We start from the raw sequence: 16,997 nt of genomic DNA on the forward strand, positions 1-16,997 counted from the left end.
GCCCGGCGCCTCCACGCGGCGCTTCGCCGCCAGGCCCGTGCCGTCGCCCAACTGGCCGCCGCTCACGGCCACGGTCTTGCCGTTGCCGGCATTCTTGTCACTGAATGCGCCGCTCAATGCGCCCAGCGTCACGGTTTCATYGCCGACCAGGCCGGACAGCGTGCCGCCGCTCAGCGTGGCCGCCGTAGTGCCGTCATAGATTTTATTAGCAGCCGACACSCCCGTGATGCTCAGYGCCTTCGGCGTGATGGCCGCCGTCACGCTGGCGGGCGCATTCACGCTGTAGTTCGCCGCCAGGCCYGTGCCGTCGCCCARCTGGCCGCCGCTCACRGCCACGGTCTTGCCGTTGCCGGCATTCTTGTCACTGAATGCGCCGCTCAATGCGCCCAGCGTCACGGTTTCATCGCCGACCAGGCCGGACAGCGTGCCGCCGCTCAGCGTGGCCGCCGTAGTGCCGTCATAGNGCCACGGTCTTGCCGTTGCCGGCATTCTTGTCACTGAATGCGCCGCTCAATGCGCCCAGCGTCACGGTTTCATYGCCGACCAGGCCGGACAGCGTGCCGCCGCTCAGCGTGGCCGCCGTAGTGCCGTCATAGATTTTATTAGCAGCCGACACCCCCGTGATGCTCAGCGCCTTCGGCGTGATGGCCGCCGTCACGCTGGCGGGCGCATTCACGCTGTAGTTCGCCGCCWGGCCTGTGCCGTCGCCCAGCTGGCCGCCGCTCACGGCCACGGTCTTGCCGTTGCCGGCATTCTTGTCACTGAATGCACCGCTCAATGCGCCCAGCGTCACGGTTTCATYGCCGACCAGGCCGGACAGCGTRCCGCCGCTCAGCGTGGCCGCCGTAGTGCCATCGTAGACCTTGCTGGCGGCCGTGATGCCGGATACCGTCAGCGCCTTCGGCGTGATGGCYGCCGTCACGCTGGCGGGCGCATTCACGCTGTAGTTCGCCGCCAGGCCTGTGCCGTCGCCCAGCTGGCCGCCGCTCACGGCCACGGTCTTGCCGTTGCCGGCATTCTTGTCACTGAATGCGCCGCTCAATGCGCCCAGCGTCACGGTTTCTGGCCGCCGCTCACGGCCACGGTCTTGCCGTTGCCGGCATTCTTGTCACTGAATGCGCCGCTCAATGCGCCCAGCGTCACGGTTTCATYGCCGACCAGGCCGGACAGCGTGCCGCCGCTCAGCGTGGCCGCCGTAGTGCCGTCATAGAYTTTATTAGCAGCCGACACGCCCGTGATGCTCAGCGCCTTCGGCGTGATGCTGGCCAAGCCGCTCGCCTGGTCCGTGATCACATAGTTGCCCGCGTCCGCACCGCCATGCGCGCTGGTCAGGATCACGGTCTTGCCGTTGCCGGCGTTCTTGTCTGCAAAGGCGCCAGTCGCGCCGACCGTTACCGCATCGCCGGCAACCAGGCCCGTGAGCACGACGTTCGATGTATTGACCGCGGCGGCCGTGGTGCCATCGTAGACCTTGCTGGCGGCCGTGATGCCGGACACCGTCAGCGCCTTCGGCGTGATGTCGGCCGTGACGCCTGCAGGCTGGGAGAAGGTGTAATTCGAGGCCAGGCCCGTGCCGTCCGATAGCGATATTGTCGACAAGCTCACCGCCTTGCCTGTGCCAACGTCCTTGCTTGCAAACGCACCAGCAATACCGCCCAGGTTCAGCGTCTCGCTACCGACCATGCCGGATAGCGTACCACCCGACAGCGTGGCCGCCGTGGTGCCGTCGTAGACCTTGCTTGTTGCGCTGATGCCGCTGACGGTGAGCGCCTTGGGCGTAATGAACACGGCATTGCTCGCGCTGGCTGCGCCGAGGCCGGGCAGCTGATAGTTGCTGGCCAGGCCACCCATGCCGTTGAGCAGCGACGCCGTCGTGATCCAGCGCGCTGAAGCGGCGTTGGCGCTGTTGGCGGTCGCGCCGCTCACGCCGAGGTCTTCGCCGGCGACCAGATTGCCGAGGATGACGCTTGAGAAAGCAGCCGATCCATCGTACGTCCTGGTACCGCCGAGTGTGACCGTGCGCGCAGTGATTTGCGCCGTAGCGCTGGCGGAGTTAGCTGCCAGGCTGTAGTTGGCCATGTCCGCGCCGCCGAGCGTAATGCCCGAGATGTTGACGGAGTACGTGCCCACGTTCTTGGCACCGAAAGTACCCGTACCGCTGGCCGTGACGACATCGCCTGCGATCGCGCCGGCCACTGACACGGCAGCCGTTGTGTTGCCGTCATAAACCTTGTCGGCGGCGCTGGGCGTCAGCTGTTTTTGCGTGATGGCGAAGCTGCCCGTGTTGAAGTAACCAACCGCATAAGTGGTACCGCCCGTCGTGTAATTGCTGGGGTTGGCCGATGCTGCCACGAGCTTGGTATACGTGCCGACGTTCTTGCTGCCGGTGGCAAAGGCGGGGGCGGGAACCAGATTCGACACCGAAAAGTTAGCGATGTCGGTGGTGGCCGAATACGTCAGGCCGGTGGTCGCTGTATTGCCATCGTAGATCTTGCTGCCGGAACCGGCTTGGGTAATGAACAGCGCGCGCGTGGCCATGTCCACGGCTTGGTACGTTGCATAGAGGTAGCTGTTGTTGGAACCAGGTACGACCATCGTCCCGCAATTGGGCAGCTGAGCCGAACAGCTGGACAGCTGAGGCGCCTGCGTGTAGGCCGACAGCTGGGGGGCGCCGTTGACATAGACCAGCCAGCCGGCGACCGACGGGCCCTGGAACACGACTTGAGCACGGCTTCCGTATGACACCAGTCCAATGGCTCCCGCATTGAGATCGGCAGACGTATAGTTGCCTGGCGTGGCGTTGACCGCGTTCAGCAGCATCGTGCCGCCTGTGGTGGAAGAGGCCAGCGTGGTCACCGTGTTCGAGCCGCCCTGGAATGCCATGCCAAACGTCTTGATGCCTCCGGTGCTCTCGCCGTTAATGAGCAGATTGCCACTGCCCGACCGGATCGTTGCATTCGACTGGATATACACGCCGGCCGTCGCGCCGCCGTAGCTGCCATTGTTTGAGCCGACGAGCGAGCGACCATTGATCGTGATATCCCCGCCGGCCGAATCGATGGACTTGCCGGTGCCGATGGTAATGGCGGGGGTGCTGGAGCTCGTGTTGAGCGCATAGGCGATGTTGCCATTCGCGCTGCCGTTGGCGCCTCCAACGAGGATATTGCCTCCATTCGAGGACAGGTTGCCGGCAATATTGACGCCACCCGTCGTGGCGCCCGCAGCATTGCCCGCCGACAGCGTCAGGTTCAATCTCCCCGATGCCGACGTGACGTCGGCACCCACGACGATGTTGCGGTCGGCACGCAAGGTCAGGCTGGCATCGCCGCCAGAAGTCTTGGCGATCGGACTGGACACCGTGATATCGCCGCTGCCGCTGCCCGTCACGCCCGTGCCGTTCGATGACTGGGTTGTTATGGTGACATTCGTACCCTGGTTCAGCGCGCCGGTAATGGTCGTAGCCGCGGCCAGATTGATCGTGTAATCGTAGGGATCGACAAGCCAGTCGCCACCCTTGCCTGCCGCTGCACCGGCATTGACAACGAGGTCCGGTGCTGTATTGACATGGGCCGCCGAGGTCTCGATATCGCCGCCGTTCCCGCCATGCGGCGCGCTGGCGTCGAGCAGGCCACCGGCGTGCAAGGTGCCGGACTGCATGTCGCCGAGCAGCAAAATCTCGCCCCGCTTGCCTGTCGCGAGCGTGCGCGCCTGGACAATGCCGGTGTTATTGATCACGGAGCCAGTGAGTTCGCCGGCGGACTTGGCCGTCATCAGCACCTTGCCGCCGTCTGCGCGGATGGCGCCGCCGTTTTCGACCAGCGCATCGACTGCGCCCTTCTGCACCTGCAACTTGACGGGGCCGCCAAAATCGACCAGCACTTCGCTGCCGGCGCCGAGCAGGACGTTCCCGCGTTCGGCTCCGATCTGTCCGCTATTTTGCACGCGGGCCGCCACCAGCACGATGTTGCCGCCAGCGGTGGCATTGATGGTGCCCTGGTTCGCGACGGTGCCCGTGCTCTTGCCTGCGAGCTGGTAGCGGCCCGCCATAAAATCATCGGTGCCCATCGACAATGTGGACGCCAGCAGGCCGCCTACGTTAACTTGTGCCGTAGGACTGAACAGCACGCCGTTGGGATTGACCAAAAACACATGGCCATTCGCATTCAGCGCACCCTGGATAATCGATGGATCGGCGCCCAGCACGCGATTCAGTGTGACCGAGGCAGCGGACGGCTGCACGAAGTTGACTGTATGACCTTGTCCAATGGAAAAGGATGTCCAGTCAAGCGCTGCCTTCTGACTGGACTGGTTGACCGTCATCGTCTTTCCTGCATAGGCCACCGAGGCCTGGCCGGTAACAAGCTGGCCGTGCGTGGGCAACGAATCGGCGGCAGCGGCGAAACCGCCCGCCGCGCCCGCCAGCAGGGCAATTGCCGCCTGACGACGACGCGTGCGCGACGTCGTCGATTTTGTCCGCCCGGAACCGAATTCCGAGACCGCCTGCCAAAAACCGGTCGTGGCATTCCAAACAACGCGATAGATATGGTTCATACAAACCTCTATTCAATGTGCTTTGTCAGCGCGCCGCCAAGCGAGGCGACACGGAAAATAGTAGGAGTTTGTCGCGGCCTTGCGCAGTTCTCTCGACGTATGTGGGCGGGAGATCTGCGCAATAGCAGACAAAACACGTACAGGCACAACTGCGGGTCTGGGCGGATGTGGAAGGCTGTCGTCGATGACAGCTTCTTTTTGGATGGTGCAATATGCTCAAGCATCGCATAAGTTGCTGCCTTAGAGCAATCTTTTGCGATTGGTGTAACTCAGATGAGGTATCTGCGCAACAGATATGTGGCGTTCCTGCACTTTTACCGGCGCGATGCGGTAAAAGCGGGCGCCACCGCCGGCGTCCGACTGTCTGGTATCGACGGGGGCGACGAACGATCCATCAAGCGCTCCAGGCCCCCGGCAAGGCAGCGCCCGCGCCATCTGCGCACTGTCTGCGCTTACCGCCTAGCGGACAGCGCCCTGGCGGCTTGGCAGCCGGTGACGCAGGACGTCTTCGACCATGTCGGCGCGACGAAACAGGGTCAACCGGGCATTCTTATGCATGGTCATTCGCTTGGTTTCCTTGAGAACTGGGGTTTGGCGAGTTCCAGTTTCTCAAATCGACTCCGAATGAACCTCTACAACTGATGAAAACATTGCAACTACCTCAACAAGCCATTACCGCGCGCCAATTTCAGCCAGCCCGGATACTCCGTCATCAATAAATCATACAGTTCCGCGTCGCTGTGCTCGTCGGGCGAGCTGACGGAAAAGTAATTGGCATTGTCGACCAGGCGCCCCTGCAATTCGTCGAGCTTTTCCAGGAAGGGAAAGTCGGAATCGGCAAAGGCGGAGAGGAACTTGCTTTTCGACTTGCGCCCCTTGCCGATGCCCATGAATTGCCAGAAAATGGCTTCGTTGCTGGCCCAGCGCAGCTGCTTTTCCGTCGTCGCCTGGTCGCTCGTGCCGCCGTCGGTGACGAACATCACATACACGGGGAGCTCGGCCGCGACGGGCCGCGTGCGCTCGCCGCCGGCCGCGTCGGGGAAGTAGAAAGCGCGGATGGCCTGCATCGCGGCGCCATAGCGCGTGTCGCCTTCCAGCGGATGGCGCTGTATGGCCTGGCCCACGTAGGTATTGCAGTTGCTCAAGGCCATCGGCGCCGGATGGTGGACATTCTTGCCAAAAAGAAAAACATCGATCTCGCCATCATCGTCGAACTTGCAGCCCAGGGCCAGGATGCGCTCGGCAAAGCGCTGCACCAGCCCCTCTTTATACAGCCGCCCCATGGAGCCGGAAATATCGAGGCACAAACACACCTTGGCGCGGTGCTCCGATAGCCCCACTTTCTGCAGCGACACGCCGGCCTGCTTGACCAGGCTGACCAGTTGCGGCGCCTCGCGCTCGACGCGCTTTTCCAGATTGATCTTTGCCTGCATGACGGCCGAAGCCGCCGCAGGCGCGGCGGGGGCGGCTGCGGCGGCCTGGTCGACTTCGCCGCCGAAATGGCGCACCAGCGCATCGAGGCCGCCATTGAATCCCTGGCCCACGGCCATGCAGCGCCAGCCGCCATCCTTGCGATAGAGTTCAAGCAGCATGACGGCTTTTTCTTGCGCAAAATCAACGCCGGCAAAGGCGAAGCGGGCCAGTTCGCGTCCGCCCGCCTGCAGGCGCACGTGGCCGGCTTGCAGCTGCGCCATCACGCCGCCGCCATCGATGGAGGCCGTCACGACGAGACGGTCGATTCCGGCAGGCAGGCGTGCCAGCTGCAAGGCAAACTCGGCCGTGTCACCAGCGCTGCCGGCGCGCGCTTCCACGCCGCCGCACGGCGTGCGCGGCTGGTTGAAAAAGGTCATGTAGCGCTCGTCGGACAGCTTGCCGTTGGCATCAAGGCCAAAGCAGGCCACGTCGAGCGCCAGCCCCCGGGCGGCAACGCCGATCTGCAGCACGCCGTCGGGCACGAGATTGGCCAGCGGCAAACGCTGGCCCTTGGACAAGGTTTCCATCAGTGTCTCCTAAGCGATGTAGCGGCGTGGATTGTCGGCATTGAAATCGTCCTCGTCTTCCTTGTCCTCGCCCTTGAAGACCACGGGGCCGTTGAATTCCAGCTGCAGGTTCTCGCCCTGCCAGCTCAGCCATGGCGTCGCCTCGCTGTCCGGCTCGGACGTCTTGCCGGACGGCTCGAGGATGATGCTGTCGGGCGTGATGCGCGCCATGCCGATCACATAGGTGTAGACGGAATCGTCGCCGGCCGCCTTGGACAGGCGGAAATCGAACGCGCACTCGACGATCTGCTCGCCATACTGCATGACCATCTTCGGCCGCATGGACGCGACGGAGACGGCGCCGTTGGCCAGCGCCGAATACACGCTGAAGACGAGGCCCACGGTGCCGCCGTAATGTTGCGCCAGCGCAGGATTGACTTCCACCGTTTCCGTGGCCGGCTCCTTGCCCGCCGCACCGGCCACGTCGCCCAGGTGGCGCACGAAAGGCATGCTGTCGAAGCTGCCGGCCGTGTCCGGCGCCTGGATGAAGCGCATCTGGCCGTTCGGCAAGAGCACGCCCACGCGCAGGTCGAGGTCGTCGTTATCGTCGTCGCCATCGCCGTTGTCGACCCAGGTGGCCTTGACGGTCAGTTTGCTCGGCGCACCCGCGCCCTTCTCCAGCGACACCTTGTGCGTCTGCCCCGCCTTGGTCAGCGAGATTTTCGACAGGGAAATTTTTGGCGACGGCGCCGCGTCCACGACCGCCGGCGCCACTTCGCCGCCGAAATGCGCGACCAGCGCATCGAGGCCGCCATTGAATCCCTGGCCCACGGCCATGAAGCGCCAGCCGCCATCCTTGCGGTAGAACTCGCCCAGCATGACGGCTTTTTCTTGCGCAAAATCAGACCCGGCAAAGGCGAAGCGGGCCAGCTCGCGCCCGCCGTCCAGCAGGCGCAGATAGCTGCTGCCCAGCTGCGCCATGCTGGCGGCCCCATCGACGGCGGCCGTCACGACGAGGCGCGCGATGGCGGCGGGCAAGCGGTCCAGCTGGCAGCTGAAACCGGCTGCATCGCCGGATGGCGCCGATGTTTCCACGCCGCCGCACGGCGTGCGCGGCTGGTTAAAGAAGGTCATGTAGCGGTCGTCGGACAATTTACCGGCGGCATCGAGGCCGAAACAGGCAAAATCGAGCGCCACGCCCGCGCTGGCGAGTCCCAGTTGCACGACATTGCCCGCGACGAGGCCGGACAGCGCCAGGCGCTGCCCCTTGATCAGGTTTTCCATGGAATCAGTTATTCAGATGTGAGAGCCTCGAACGACGGCCCAGGGCAAGGCGCGTCGTCCGAAGACAGTACGAACAGTACGGAACTTGCATGGCCGCGCAACGCCGCCATGGATCGCTTTTTTGGATTCTATACAAAGCTAAAAGAGCTTCGGACTACGGTTCAGGGCAAGGCGCGTCACCGAAGACAGTACGAATAGTACGGCGAGGTGACGCAACGCCGCCATGGGCCGTTTTCCGGAGCTCTTAGGCGTTGATGCCGAACGAACGTGCCAACGGCCCCAGGCCGCCTTTGAAACCCTGGCCAATGGCCTTGAATTTCCACTCGCTGCCGGCGCGGTAGATTTCGCCGAAGATCATGGCCGCTTCCGTCGAGCCGTCTTCCGACAGGTCGTAGCGGGCGATTTCCGCGCCGTTGTCGCCGTTCAGGCAGCGGATGTAGGCCTTGCCCACCATGCCGAAGTTCTGCTTGCGGTTTTCCGCATCGTGAATCGTGACGGCCACGGCGATCTTGTCGATGTCGGCCGGCACATTGGCCAGGTCGACGGCGATTTTCTCGTCGTCGCCATCGCCGCCGCCCGTGGTATTGTCGCCCGCATGGACGATGGAGCCGTCAGCCGACTTCAGGTTGTTGTAAAAAATGAAATCCGCATCGGAGCGAACCTTGCCGTCCGTTTTCAGCAGGAAGGCGCTGCCGTCCAGGTCGAAGGCGGCGCCATCGGTGGCGCGCGGGTCCCAGCCCAGGCCAATCACGATTTTCTTCAAGCCGGGAGCTTCCTTGCTCAGGTTGACATTGCCGCCTTTTTGCAGACTGATCGCCATGGTATTTCCTTTTAATTGGTAGGTTGCATTCGGTATAAAACGTACTCCGCCGGCGCACTGGCCAAACGAGCCATGAGCCTACCATAATGTCGCCGGCTTGCCAGCCTCACACTATTGAAAAAGTGCCATGACGTCCAGGCCTGCCCTGCCGCCTTGCGCAAAATGACCGATAATGCCGCTCCCGCCCCTCTGCCATGACCGATGTGAACAACCAGACAGCTGTACCGGACACCCGAACGCGCCTCGATTGCATCCCCGGCACCCTGTGCGATGCACGCCTGTGGTCGCGCCTGGCGCCATTGCTGGGTAACAACATTGATTTGCGGCATATTCCCCTGCACGAGGCCCGCACGCGCGGCCAGATGCGGCAGATGATCGCCAGCCACAGCGCGGGGCAAGCCCACCTGCTCGGCTTTTCGCTGGGCGCCTACCTGGCCATCGAACATGCGCTGGCCCATCCGCAACGCGTGAAATCGCTGACCCTGATCGCCAATTCGGCCATGGGCTTGCCGCCGGCGGAAATTGCGGCGCGCGAGCGCATCGTCGCCATGCTGGAGCGCAACAGCTATGCGGGCATCACGCGCCAGCGCCTGCGCGAGCTGCTGCACCCGTCCCACCTGGACGATATCGCCATCACGGGCCTGATCCGGCAAATGGGCCTGGACCTGGGCAAGGATGTGCTGCTGGCGCAATTCATCACCACCATAGCCCGCCCCGACCTGATGGACCGCTTGCCGGAACTCGATTTCCCAGTGCTGATCGTGGGCGCCGAAGATGACAAGCTCGTCAATCCCGGCGATTTGCGCGCCATGGCCGCGCGCCTGCCGCAAGCCACCGTGCACATGATCGCGGACAACTGCGGCCATATGGTCCCGCTGGAAGCGCCCGGAGTGCTGGCCGATGCGCTGCTCGCCTTCCTCGCGGCCGGCACGCCCGCGCGCACAGTTGGAGCGGAAACGCAATTTCAACGATAATGATGCGCATCGGGCAGCAGGCAGCCCATTGCAAGTTGACAATTTTTCTATTTAGTAACTTATTCATGACCCAACTGACCATCATCGTCGCCACCGACCAGCAAGGCGGCATCGGCATCAACAATACGCTGCCATGGAAACTGCCGGAAGACCTGGCCCACTTCAAGCGCCTGACGACGGGCCACCCCATCCTCATGGGCCGCAAGACCTTCGATTCCATCGGCCGTCCGCTGCCGAACCGCCGCAACATCGTCATCACGCGCAATCCCGTCTGGCGCCACGAGGGCGTGGAAGCGGTATCGTCGCTGGAAGCGGCCATCGCCCTGCTGGACGGCGCGCAAGGCTATGTGATCGGCGGCGCCGAGATCTACCGGCAGGCATTACCCTTGACGCAGCGCTTGATCATCACGGAAATCGCCCGGACCTTCGACTGCGACGCCTTTTTCCCCGCCATTGACCATGCCGAATGGCAAGAAACCGCGTGCGAGTCCCACGTTTCGGAGACATCCGGCCTGCCCTACGCCTTTGTCACGCTGGAACGCAAAGCCTGATAAGGTAATGCAGATAGCCAGAATGTTGCTGTAATACCCCTGTCATACCATTGCGTCACGCTAGCGCAGAATTGTGACGCCGTGGGCTGATATTTTTTTCCCGCAGACGCCGCATTTCTGCGAGAATCCCGTTCTTATTTTTTTTCTGCGGCTGCCGGGTTGCATGACCGCCTGACCGTCGCGCCCTAGTCCGCCCCTTCACATCTGTCAGGGGCGGCTTGCTTTTTTGGAGACATGCATGAAATTTCGTTTCCCCATCGTCATCATTGACGAGGATTTCCGTTCTGAAAATACGTCCGGCCTGGGCATTCGCGCCCTTGCCGCCGCAATGGAAAAAGAAGGCATGGAAGTGCTGGGCGTGACCAGCTACGGCGACCTGTCGCAATTTGCTCAGCAGCAATCGCGCGCGTCGGCCTTCGTCCTGTCGATCGACGATGAGGAATTCGGCTCCGGTTCCGTCGAGGACACCGATATCGCCCTGAAGTCGCTGCGCGCCTTCGTCGAGGAAATCCGCTACAAGAACGCCGACATCCCTATTTATATGTATGGCGAAACGCGCACCTCGCGCCATATCCCCAACGATATCCTGCGCGAACTGCACGGTTTCATCCACATGTTCGAAGATACGCCGGAATTCGTCGCGCGCCACATCATCCGCGAAGCGAAATCCTACCTGGACGGCCTGTCGCCGCCCTTCTTCCGCGCCCTGGTGCACTACGCCAACGACGGCTCCTACTCGTGGCACTGCCCCGGCCACTCGGGCGGCGTGGCCTTCCTGAAGTCGCCGATCGGCCAGATGTTCCACCAGTTCTTCGGTGAAAACATGCTGCGCGCCGACGTCTGCAACGCCGTCGAGGAACTGGGCCAGCTGCTCGACCACACGGGCCCGGTCGCCGCCTCCGAGCGCAATGCGGCGCGCATCTTCAACGCCGATCATTGCTATTTTGTCACCAACGGCACCTCGACCTCGAACAAGATGGTGTGGCACTCGACCGTGGCGCCCGGCGACATCGTCGTCGTCGACCGCAATTGCCACAAGTCGATCTTGCATTCGATCATCATGTGCGGCGCGATTCCCGTGTTCCTGATGCCGACGCGCAATCACCTGGGCATCATCGGCCCTATTCCGCTGCATGAATTCACGCCAGAAAGCATTGCCCGCAAGATCGAGGCCAACCCCTTCGCGCGCGCCGCGAAGAACAAGAAGCCGCGCATCCTGACCATCACGCAATCGACCTACGACGGCGTGATCTACAACGTGGAAACCCTGCGCGAAATGCTCGACGGCAAGATCGACACCCTGCACTTCGACGAAGCATGGTTGCCGCACGCCACCTTCCACGATTTCTACAAGGACATGCATGCCATCGGCAAGGACCGTCCGCGCGCCAAGGAATCGATGATTTTCTCGACCCAGTCCACGCACAAATTGCTGGCCGGCCTGTCGCAGGCCTCGCAAATCCTCGTGCGCGAATCGGAAAAGGTCAAGCTGGACCGCGACGCCTTCAACGAGGCTTACCTGATGCACACCTCGACGTCGCCGCAATACTCCATCATCGCCTCGTGCGACGTGGCCGCGGCCATGATGGAAGCGCCGGGCGGCACGGCCCTGGTGGAAGAATCGATCATGGAAGCGCTCGATTTCCGCCGCGCCATGAAGAAGATCGACCAGGAATGGGGCCAGGACTGGTGGTTCCAGGTGTGGGGTCCGGAAAACTTCAACGACGAAGGCATGGGCCAGCAGGCCGACTGGATGATACGCGCCGAGGATGACTGGCACGGCTTCGGCGACCTCGCTCCCGGCTTCAACATGCTCGACCCGATCAAGGCGACCATCGTCAACCCGGGCCTGTCGCTGGACGGCCAGTTCGGCGAGACGGGCATCCCCGCGTCCATCGTCACCAAATACCTGGCCGAGCACGGCGTCATCATTGAAAAATGCGGCCTGTACTCGTTCTTCATCATGTTTACCATCGGCATCACGAAGGGCCGCTGGAATACCCTGTTGACGGCATTGCAACAATTCAAGGACGATTACGACAAGAACCAGCCGATGTGGCGCATCCTGCCGGAATTCGCGGCCGCCAACCCGCTCTACGAGAAAATGGGCTTGCGCGACCTGTGCCAGCAGATCCACGACTTCTACAAGGCCTACGACGTGGCCCGCCTGACGACGGAAATGTATCTGTCGGACATGATCCCGGCCATGAAGCCGTCGGACGCCTTCGCCAAGATGGCGCACCGCGAAATCGAGCGCGTGGCCATCGACGACCTGGAAGGCCGCATCACGTCCATTCTGCTGACGCCGTATCCACCGGGCATCCCGCTCCTGATCCCGGGCGAGCGCTTCAACAAGACCATCGTCGACTACCTGCGCTTCGCGCGCGACTTCAACGAGCGCTTCCCGGGCTTCGAGACGGATGTGCATGGCCTCGTCAAACGCGAAGTCGATGGCAAGCGCGGTTACTTCGTCGATTGCGTTTGTCAGTAACGGTTCATCCCATCTGCTGCGCGTCGCGACTTGCGGCCTGCGATGCTCACCGTACCAAAGTACGGTTGCGCTTCTCGGCCACAATTTGCTTCCGCTCGCGACGATGGGATGAACCGTCGTGACGTTCGTTGAACTTCATAAAAATAGCGCCGCCTGATGCGAATCAGGCGGCGTTTTGCATTTGATGAAGCACCGCGCACGCTTGCGCCAGATCAAACGGCTGGGGTGGCGGCGTTAAGACGGGCGACATGCACTCTGCTGCGCGTCGCGACTTGCGGCCGGCGATGCTCACCGTACTAGAGTACGGTTGCGCTTCTCGGCCACAATTCGCTTCCGCTCGCTACGATGGGATGAACCGTCGTGACGTTCGTTGAACTTCATAAATTGCATTTGATGAAGCACCGCGCACGCTTGCGCCAGATCAAACGGCTGGGGTGGCGGCGTTAAGTCGGGCGACATTCACTCTGCTGCGCGGCGCGACTTGCGGCCGGCGATGCTCACCGTACCAAAGTACGGCTGCGCTTCTCGGCCACAATTCGCTTCCGCTCGCGACGATGGGATGAACCGTCGTGACGTTCGTTGAACTTCATAAAAATAGCGCCGCCTGATGCGCATCAGGCGGCGTTTTGCATTTGATGAAGCACCGCGCACGCTTGCGCCAGATCAAACGGCTGGGGTGGCGGCGTTAAGACGGGCGACATTCACTCTGCTGCGCGTCGCGACGATGGGATGAACCGTCGTGACGTTCGTTGAACTTCATAAAAATAGCTCCGCCTGATGCGCATCAGGCGGCGTTTTACATTTGATGAAGCACCGCGCACGCTTGCGCCAGATCAAACGGCTGGGGTGGCGGGCTTTTAAGATGAGCCACTCGTGCATGCGGACACCTGTGGATGGCTTGCAATGGCGCTCAAGGTCTGGCTGGAAGTGGTGCAGCAGGCGGCGGCTGGCAGTGGCGCCTTGCTGATTGCGGCCTTGAAGCAGGCTCAGGTCACCCTGGTACGGCGTTCCGACGGGGAAGACGGCATCGTGCTGTTTTCACAGGCCGATGCAGACGTGCTGCGCCAGCTTCCATTGCTGTGCCAGCAGGCGCGCGTGCTGGCCATAGCCGCCTGCGGCCAGCCCCCCAGCTGCGCGCAAAAGCGCGCCCTGATGGCCGCCGGGGCGCTCGACGTGCTGCCGTGGCCGGACGGCGCCGTCAATGCGGGCCAGGTGCTGGCGCGGCTGCAGCGCTGGCAGGCCGTGGCGCAGCTGCTGGCGTCCAACGCCGTGCGCCAGCACCTGGTGGGCGACAGCGCGGCCTGGCGCGGCTTGCTGCACCGCGTGGTGGAGATGGCCGCCTTCAGCCAGGCCCCGGTACTGATCACGGGCGAGACGGGCACGGGCAAGGATTTATTGGCGCAGCTGGTCCACCGCGTCGGCAACCGCAGCGGCGACTTCACCATCCTTGACTGCGCCACCCTGTCGCCGGAGCTGGCCGGCAGCGAACTGTTCGGCCATGAACGGGGCGCGTTTACGGGCGCGGCGGCCGCCCGCGACGGCGCCTTCGCCCTGGCCGACGGCGGCGTGCTGTTTCTCGACGAAGTGGGCGAATTGCCGCTGCCGCTGCAGGCGCAGCTGCTGCGCGCCATCCAGGAGCGCAAATACAAGCGCGTGGGCGGCAATACCTGGCAGCCCACGCAATTTCGCCTCGTCTGCGCCACCAACCGCGAGCTGGAGAACGAAGTGGCGCGCGGCGCCTTCCGCGCCGACCTGTATTACCGCATCGCCGGCTGGCGTTGCCAGACGCCGCCATTGCGCGAGCGGCAGGACGACATCCTGCCGCTGGCCAGGCATTTCCTGGCCGAGCTGGCGCAGCAGCCGCCGCCCCCGCTCGACGCGGCCGTGCGCGAATACCTGCTGCTGCGCGACTATCCGGGCAATGTGCGCGAGCTGCGCCAGACCGTCACGCGCATCTGGCACCGCCATTGCGGCCCCGGCCCCATCACCATCGGCGCCCTGCCGCATGAGGAACGGCTGCTGGCGCCGCACTGGCCCGACCAGCATTTCGAGGCGGCCGTGCGGCGCGCCCTGCATCTGGGCATGAACCTGTCGCAGATCACGCGCTGCGCCACGGACATGGCCATCCGCCTCGTGCTGGCGGAGGAACACGGCAACAATCAGCGCGCCGCCGCCCGCCTGGGCGTGACGGACCGCGCCCTGCAGATACGCCGCAAGGCGGCCATCTGCGCGGCGCAAGCGGCTGCGGCCGCTACGCCCGCCTCGCTGGCCGCGTTTTGAGGCAAATCAAGCCTGCCCCGCCAGGCGCAGGAAATTGCCGCCCAGGATGAGCGCCGCATCGGCCGGCGGCAGGCCCAGCAAGCGTATCTTGTGCACTTCCAGCCCCGGATGCAGCCACGGGCCGTCCGAGCCGAACAAGACCTTGTGCGGCCCGGCGCGGCGCACGGCCTGTTCCAGCAAGTCGAAGCGGCGCACGCCGGAACTGTCCGTGTAAATGTTCGCGTGACGAACAAGATGGTCGATCAGCGCCAGCTGCGCCGCCCAGTCGTCGCCGAAGCTGCCCAGGTGGGGCAGGATGAAATCGACGTCCGGATACTGCTGCGCCAGCAGCTCGGCCACCGCCACCTCGCCGGCCGGGTCGTACAGCACGGGCAAGCCGAAGAAGCGGGCCGCGTCGCAGATTTCGCCGCTGATGCGCGCGTCCAGGCGGTGCGCCTTGATGCCGACGAAACCGTAGCGCTCGACGGCAGTGCGCACCAGGTCCATGATGCGGCCCCGGTCGCGCCGCGCGTGCACGAAGGCAAAACCGTAAAACCGCCGCATATCGGACGCGACCAGGCGCGCCACGCCGTGGTTGGCGATCGCGTAATCGGAGTGAAAGGCGGCGAACAGCACGCTGCGGGCGATGCCGGCCGCCCGCGCGCGGCGCAGATAGGCGTCCAGCGGCGCATCGCTGTCCCACGGCCCGCTCAAGCCGTCGCCCGGCCCCGCATGGCAGTGACTATCGATGACCAGCGCCATGCCCGCCTCCCTGCGCTCAGTTCCAGTCGCCCATCACGACGATGCGGTTGCCGCGCCGGCGCCAGCGCCCGCTTTCATCTTCCTGCTGCGGCGCAGGCGAGCGGAAATGCGGCAACTGCTGGTGCAAGGCCCGCGTCAGCGCACGCTCCACGGCGCGCGCACTGCCGTCGCCGTCGGCCGCCAGGCGCGCCGCCTGTCCCGCGATGCGCACGAAGCGGCGCGCCATCTCCAGTTCGCGGTCAGCCGGCGCCTCGGCTTCCATTTCCAGCTCCAGCGCACTGCTGGCCGCGCGCCCCAGCGCCGAACCGAGCGCCGTGCCCACGCCCGGTATCGGTATCATCGAGCCCAGCGCGCCGCCGACAAAGGGCAAGGCCGTCTTGGCCACGGCCTTCAAGGCGCCGCCCAGGGGCTTGGCCACCTTGGCGATGCTGGACCCGACCTTCTTGACGCCCTTCCACACGCTCTTGAAGACATTGCCGAGAAATTGCTCGAGTTCTTGCTCGCTGGACACTTCCAGCAATTCCATGGCCAGCTGCAATTCTTCCTCTTCGCCGAAGACGGCCGGCGCCGCGCCCTTGCCGGGCCAGTCCTGGCCGAATTCCAGCACGTCAAACGCGGCGCCGGCCCGCTGCCGGCATTGCGCGCATGCGCATTCGAGTTGGTGCATGATGCTCTCCTTCAGAGTGGTCTAGGTCCACATTTCACCGAGCACGGCCAGTTCCAGTTCGCGCCGCTGGTTGGTCAGCACGCCGCGCTGGTTGGCGAACATGTCGTCGTGGATGCGCTGTTCGATGCGGCGCCGCTGCGCCGCCGAGGACAGGGGCGCCACGTACACCTGGTGCCCGCTCAGGTCCACCCCCATCATCTGGCCGCACAGCCGGTGCTGCAGCAGGCGCCGGTGCAGGTCGTCCGTCTGGCCGCTGTAGGCGCGGCGCCGCCCGCCCGCATCGAATTCGATCACGTACAGGCCCGGCCCCCGGCCATTCGGGTCGCGCAAGGCGTTGGCCAGCGTCCCCAGCGCCAGGTAATTCAGGGCGGCCGCTTCCGGCACCCGGCCCATGGTGCCGGCCAGGGTTGGCGGGATCTCGCCCTGCTGCTGGTCATCGTCCTGCCCCTGGTCCGCGCCCTGGTCCTGGTCCGCTCCCTGCTGATCGTCGAACGCCGGTTGCGGCACGGGATAAACGGGCGGATAGAGGGCCGGGTAGATGGGCGCATAGCCGCCCCAGCCCCGGTAGCGCGGCGGCAGGTAAGGCAGGGACGGCGCGGCGGGGCGCGGCGGCCGGCGTGCCGGATTCGCCTGGTAGCGGGGCGGCATGGGGCGGCGCG

14 protein-coding genes are annotated in these 16,997 nt (G+C 64.0%); 5 read left to right on the plus strand and 9 right to left on the minus strand.

The window, feature by feature from the left end:
• The 3 genes from CBW50_RS26700 to CBW50_RS26710 all read right to left on the minus strand — a co-directional run.
• Positions 1-489 (minus strand): YDG domain-containing protein (locus CBW50_RS26700; RefSeq protein ID WP_253252008.1); only part of this gene is annotated, 489 nt, incomplete at its 3' end.
• Positions 458-1,057: a YDG domain-containing protein gene (locus tag CBW50_RS26705; RefSeq protein WP_086148312.1), complete on the minus strand. Its 600-nt coding sequence runs from the start codon at positions 1,055-1,057 to the stop codon at positions 458-460. The genes CBW50_RS26705 and CBW50_RS26700, both read right to left, overlap by 32 nt.
• Complete coding sequence (locus CBW50_RS26710) at positions 1,054-4,551, minus strand: YDG domain-containing protein (RefSeq protein ID WP_086148313.1); 3,498 nt, start codon at positions 4,549-4,551, stop codon at positions 1,054-1,056. The genes CBW50_RS26705 and CBW50_RS26710 overlap by 4 nt, the downstream gene beginning before the upstream one ends.
• A 273-nt stretch (positions 4,552-4,824) precedes the next feature.
• Between CBW50_RS26710 and CBW50_RS26715 the strand changes: the two genes are divergently transcribed.
• Complete coding sequence (locus tag CBW50_RS26715) at positions 4,825-5,193, plus strand: hypothetical protein (protein WP_086148314.1); 369 nt, start codon at positions 4,825-4,827, stop codon at positions 5,191-5,193.
• A gap of 14 nt (positions 5,194-5,207) precedes the next feature.
• On the opposite strand, the gene CBW50_RS26720 is transcribed toward CBW50_RS26715, so the two are convergent.
• The 3 genes from CBW50_RS26720 to CBW50_RS26730 form a co-directional block, all read right to left on the minus strand.
• Positions 5,208-6,551, minus strand: a complete 1,344-nt coding sequence (locus CBW50_RS26720) for a VWA domain-containing protein (protein ID WP_086148315.1) — start codon at positions 6,549-6,551, stop codon at positions 5,208-5,210.
• Positions 6,552-6,560: 9 nt separating this feature from the next.
• On the minus strand, positions 6,561-7,814 hold the full coding sequence (locus tag CBW50_RS26725; protein WP_086148316.1) for a TerD family protein: 1,254 nt from the start codon (positions 7,812-7,814) through the stop codon (positions 6,561-6,563).
• A 244-nt stretch (positions 7,815-8,058) separates the two neighbouring features.
• On the minus strand, positions 8,059-8,634 hold the full coding sequence (locus CBW50_RS26730) for a TerD family protein (RefSeq protein ID WP_086148317.1): 576 nt from the start codon (positions 8,632-8,634) through the stop codon (positions 8,059-8,061).
• A gap of 194 nt (positions 8,635-8,828) precedes the next feature.
• Here CBW50_RS26730 and CBW50_RS26735 point away from each other — a divergent pair, with 194 nt between their 5' ends.
• The 4 genes from CBW50_RS26735 to CBW50_RS26750 all read left to right on the plus strand — a co-directional run bounded on the left by CBW50_RS26735 (position 8,829) and on the right by CBW50_RS26750 (position 14,930).
• The gene (locus CBW50_RS26735) at positions 8,829-9,608 is read left to right on the plus strand and encodes an alpha/beta fold hydrolase (protein WP_086148318.1); all 780 of its coding nucleotides are present in this window, start codon (positions 8,829-8,831) and stop codon (positions 9,606-9,608) included.
• Positions 9,609-9,673: 65 nt separating this feature from the next.
• A complete protein-coding gene (locus CBW50_RS26740) occupies positions 9,674-10,159 on the plus strand; it encodes a dihydrofolate reductase (RefSeq protein ID WP_086148319.1) in 486 nt (161 codons plus the stop codon).
• Positions 10,160-10,397: 238 nt separating this feature from the next.
• Complete coding sequence (locus CBW50_RS26745; protein ID WP_076571521.1) at positions 10,398-12,650, plus strand: arginine/lysine/ornithine decarboxylase; 2,253 nt, start codon at positions 10,398-10,400, stop codon at positions 12,648-12,650.
• Positions 12,651-13,553: 903 nt separating this feature from the next.
• The gene (locus CBW50_RS26750; protein ID WP_086148320.1) at positions 13,554-14,930 is read left to right on the plus strand and encodes a sigma-54 dependent transcriptional regulator; all 1,377 of its coding nucleotides are present in this window, start codon (positions 13,554-13,556) and stop codon (positions 14,928-14,930) included.
• Positions 14,931-14,936: 6 nt separating this feature from the next.
• Here CBW50_RS26750 and CBW50_RS26755 read toward each other — a convergent pair whose 3' ends face one another.
• From CBW50_RS26755 to CBW50_RS29575, 3 genes are all read right to left on the minus strand, one after another.
• Positions 14,937-15,671: an amidohydrolase family protein gene (locus CBW50_RS26755; RefSeq protein WP_226935940.1), complete on the minus strand. Its 735-nt coding sequence runs from the start codon at positions 15,669-15,671 to the stop codon at positions 14,937-14,939.
• 16 nt (positions 15,672-15,687) lie between these two features.
• The gene (locus CBW50_RS26760) at positions 15,688-16,338 is read right to left on the minus strand and encodes a hypothetical protein (RefSeq protein WP_086148321.1); all 651 of its coding nucleotides are present in this window, start codon (positions 16,336-16,338) and stop codon (positions 15,688-15,690) included.
• Positions 16,339-16,359: 21 nt separating this feature from the next.
• A partial coding sequence (locus CBW50_RS29575) for a GIY-YIG nuclease family protein (protein WP_172404904.1) occupies positions 16,360-16,997 on the minus strand: 638 nt, incomplete at its 5' end.

Origin of the sequence: Janthinobacterium sp. GW458P (genome assembly GCF_002127585.1) — a bacterium.
Lineage (GTDB): Bacteria > Pseudomonadota > Gammaproteobacteria > Burkholderiales > Burkholderiaceae_D > Janthinobacterium.

Excerpts from the sequence above, each read along its gene's own strand:
- CBW50_RS26715 (WP_086148314.1), top strand. The coding sequence starts at position 4,825 with ATGAGGTATCTGCGCAACAGATATGTGGCGTTCCTGCACTTTTACCGG.
- CBW50_RS26735 (WP_086148318.1), top strand. The coding sequence starts at position 8,829 with ATGACCGATGTGAACAACCAGACAGCTGTACCGGACACCCGAACGCGC.
- CBW50_RS26750 (WP_086148320.1), top strand. The coding sequence starts at position 13,554 with ATGGCGCTCAAGGTCTGGCTGGAAGTGGTGCAGCAGGCGGCGGCTGGC.
- CBW50_RS26760 (WP_086148321.1), bottom strand. The coding sequence starts at position 16,338 with ATGCACCAACTCGAATGCGCATGCGCGCAATGCCGGCAGCGGGCCGGC.
- CBW50_RS26730 (WP_086148317.1), bottom strand. The coding sequence starts at position 8,634 with ATGGCGATCAGTCTGCAAAAAGGCGGCAATGTCAACCTGAGCAAGGAA.
- CBW50_RS26740 (WP_086148319.1), top strand. The coding sequence starts at position 9,674 with ATGACCCAACTGACCATCATCGTCGCCACCGACCAGCAAGGCGGCATC.
- CBW50_RS26745 (WP_076571521.1), top strand. The coding sequence starts at position 10,398 with ATGAAATTTCGTTTCCCCATCGTCATCATTGACGAGGATTTCCGTTCT.
- CBW50_RS26720 (WP_086148315.1), bottom strand. The coding sequence starts at position 6,551 with ATGGAAACCTTGTCCAAGGGCCAGCGTTTGCCGCTGGCCAATCTCGTG.
- CBW50_RS26725 (WP_086148316.1), bottom strand. The coding sequence starts at position 7,814 with ATGGAAAACCTGATCAAGGGGCAGCGCCTGGCGCTGTCCGGCCTCGTC.
- CBW50_RS26755 (WP_226935940.1), bottom strand. The coding sequence starts at position 15,671 with ATGGCGCTGGTCATCGATAGTCACTGCCATGCGGGGCCGGGCGACGGC.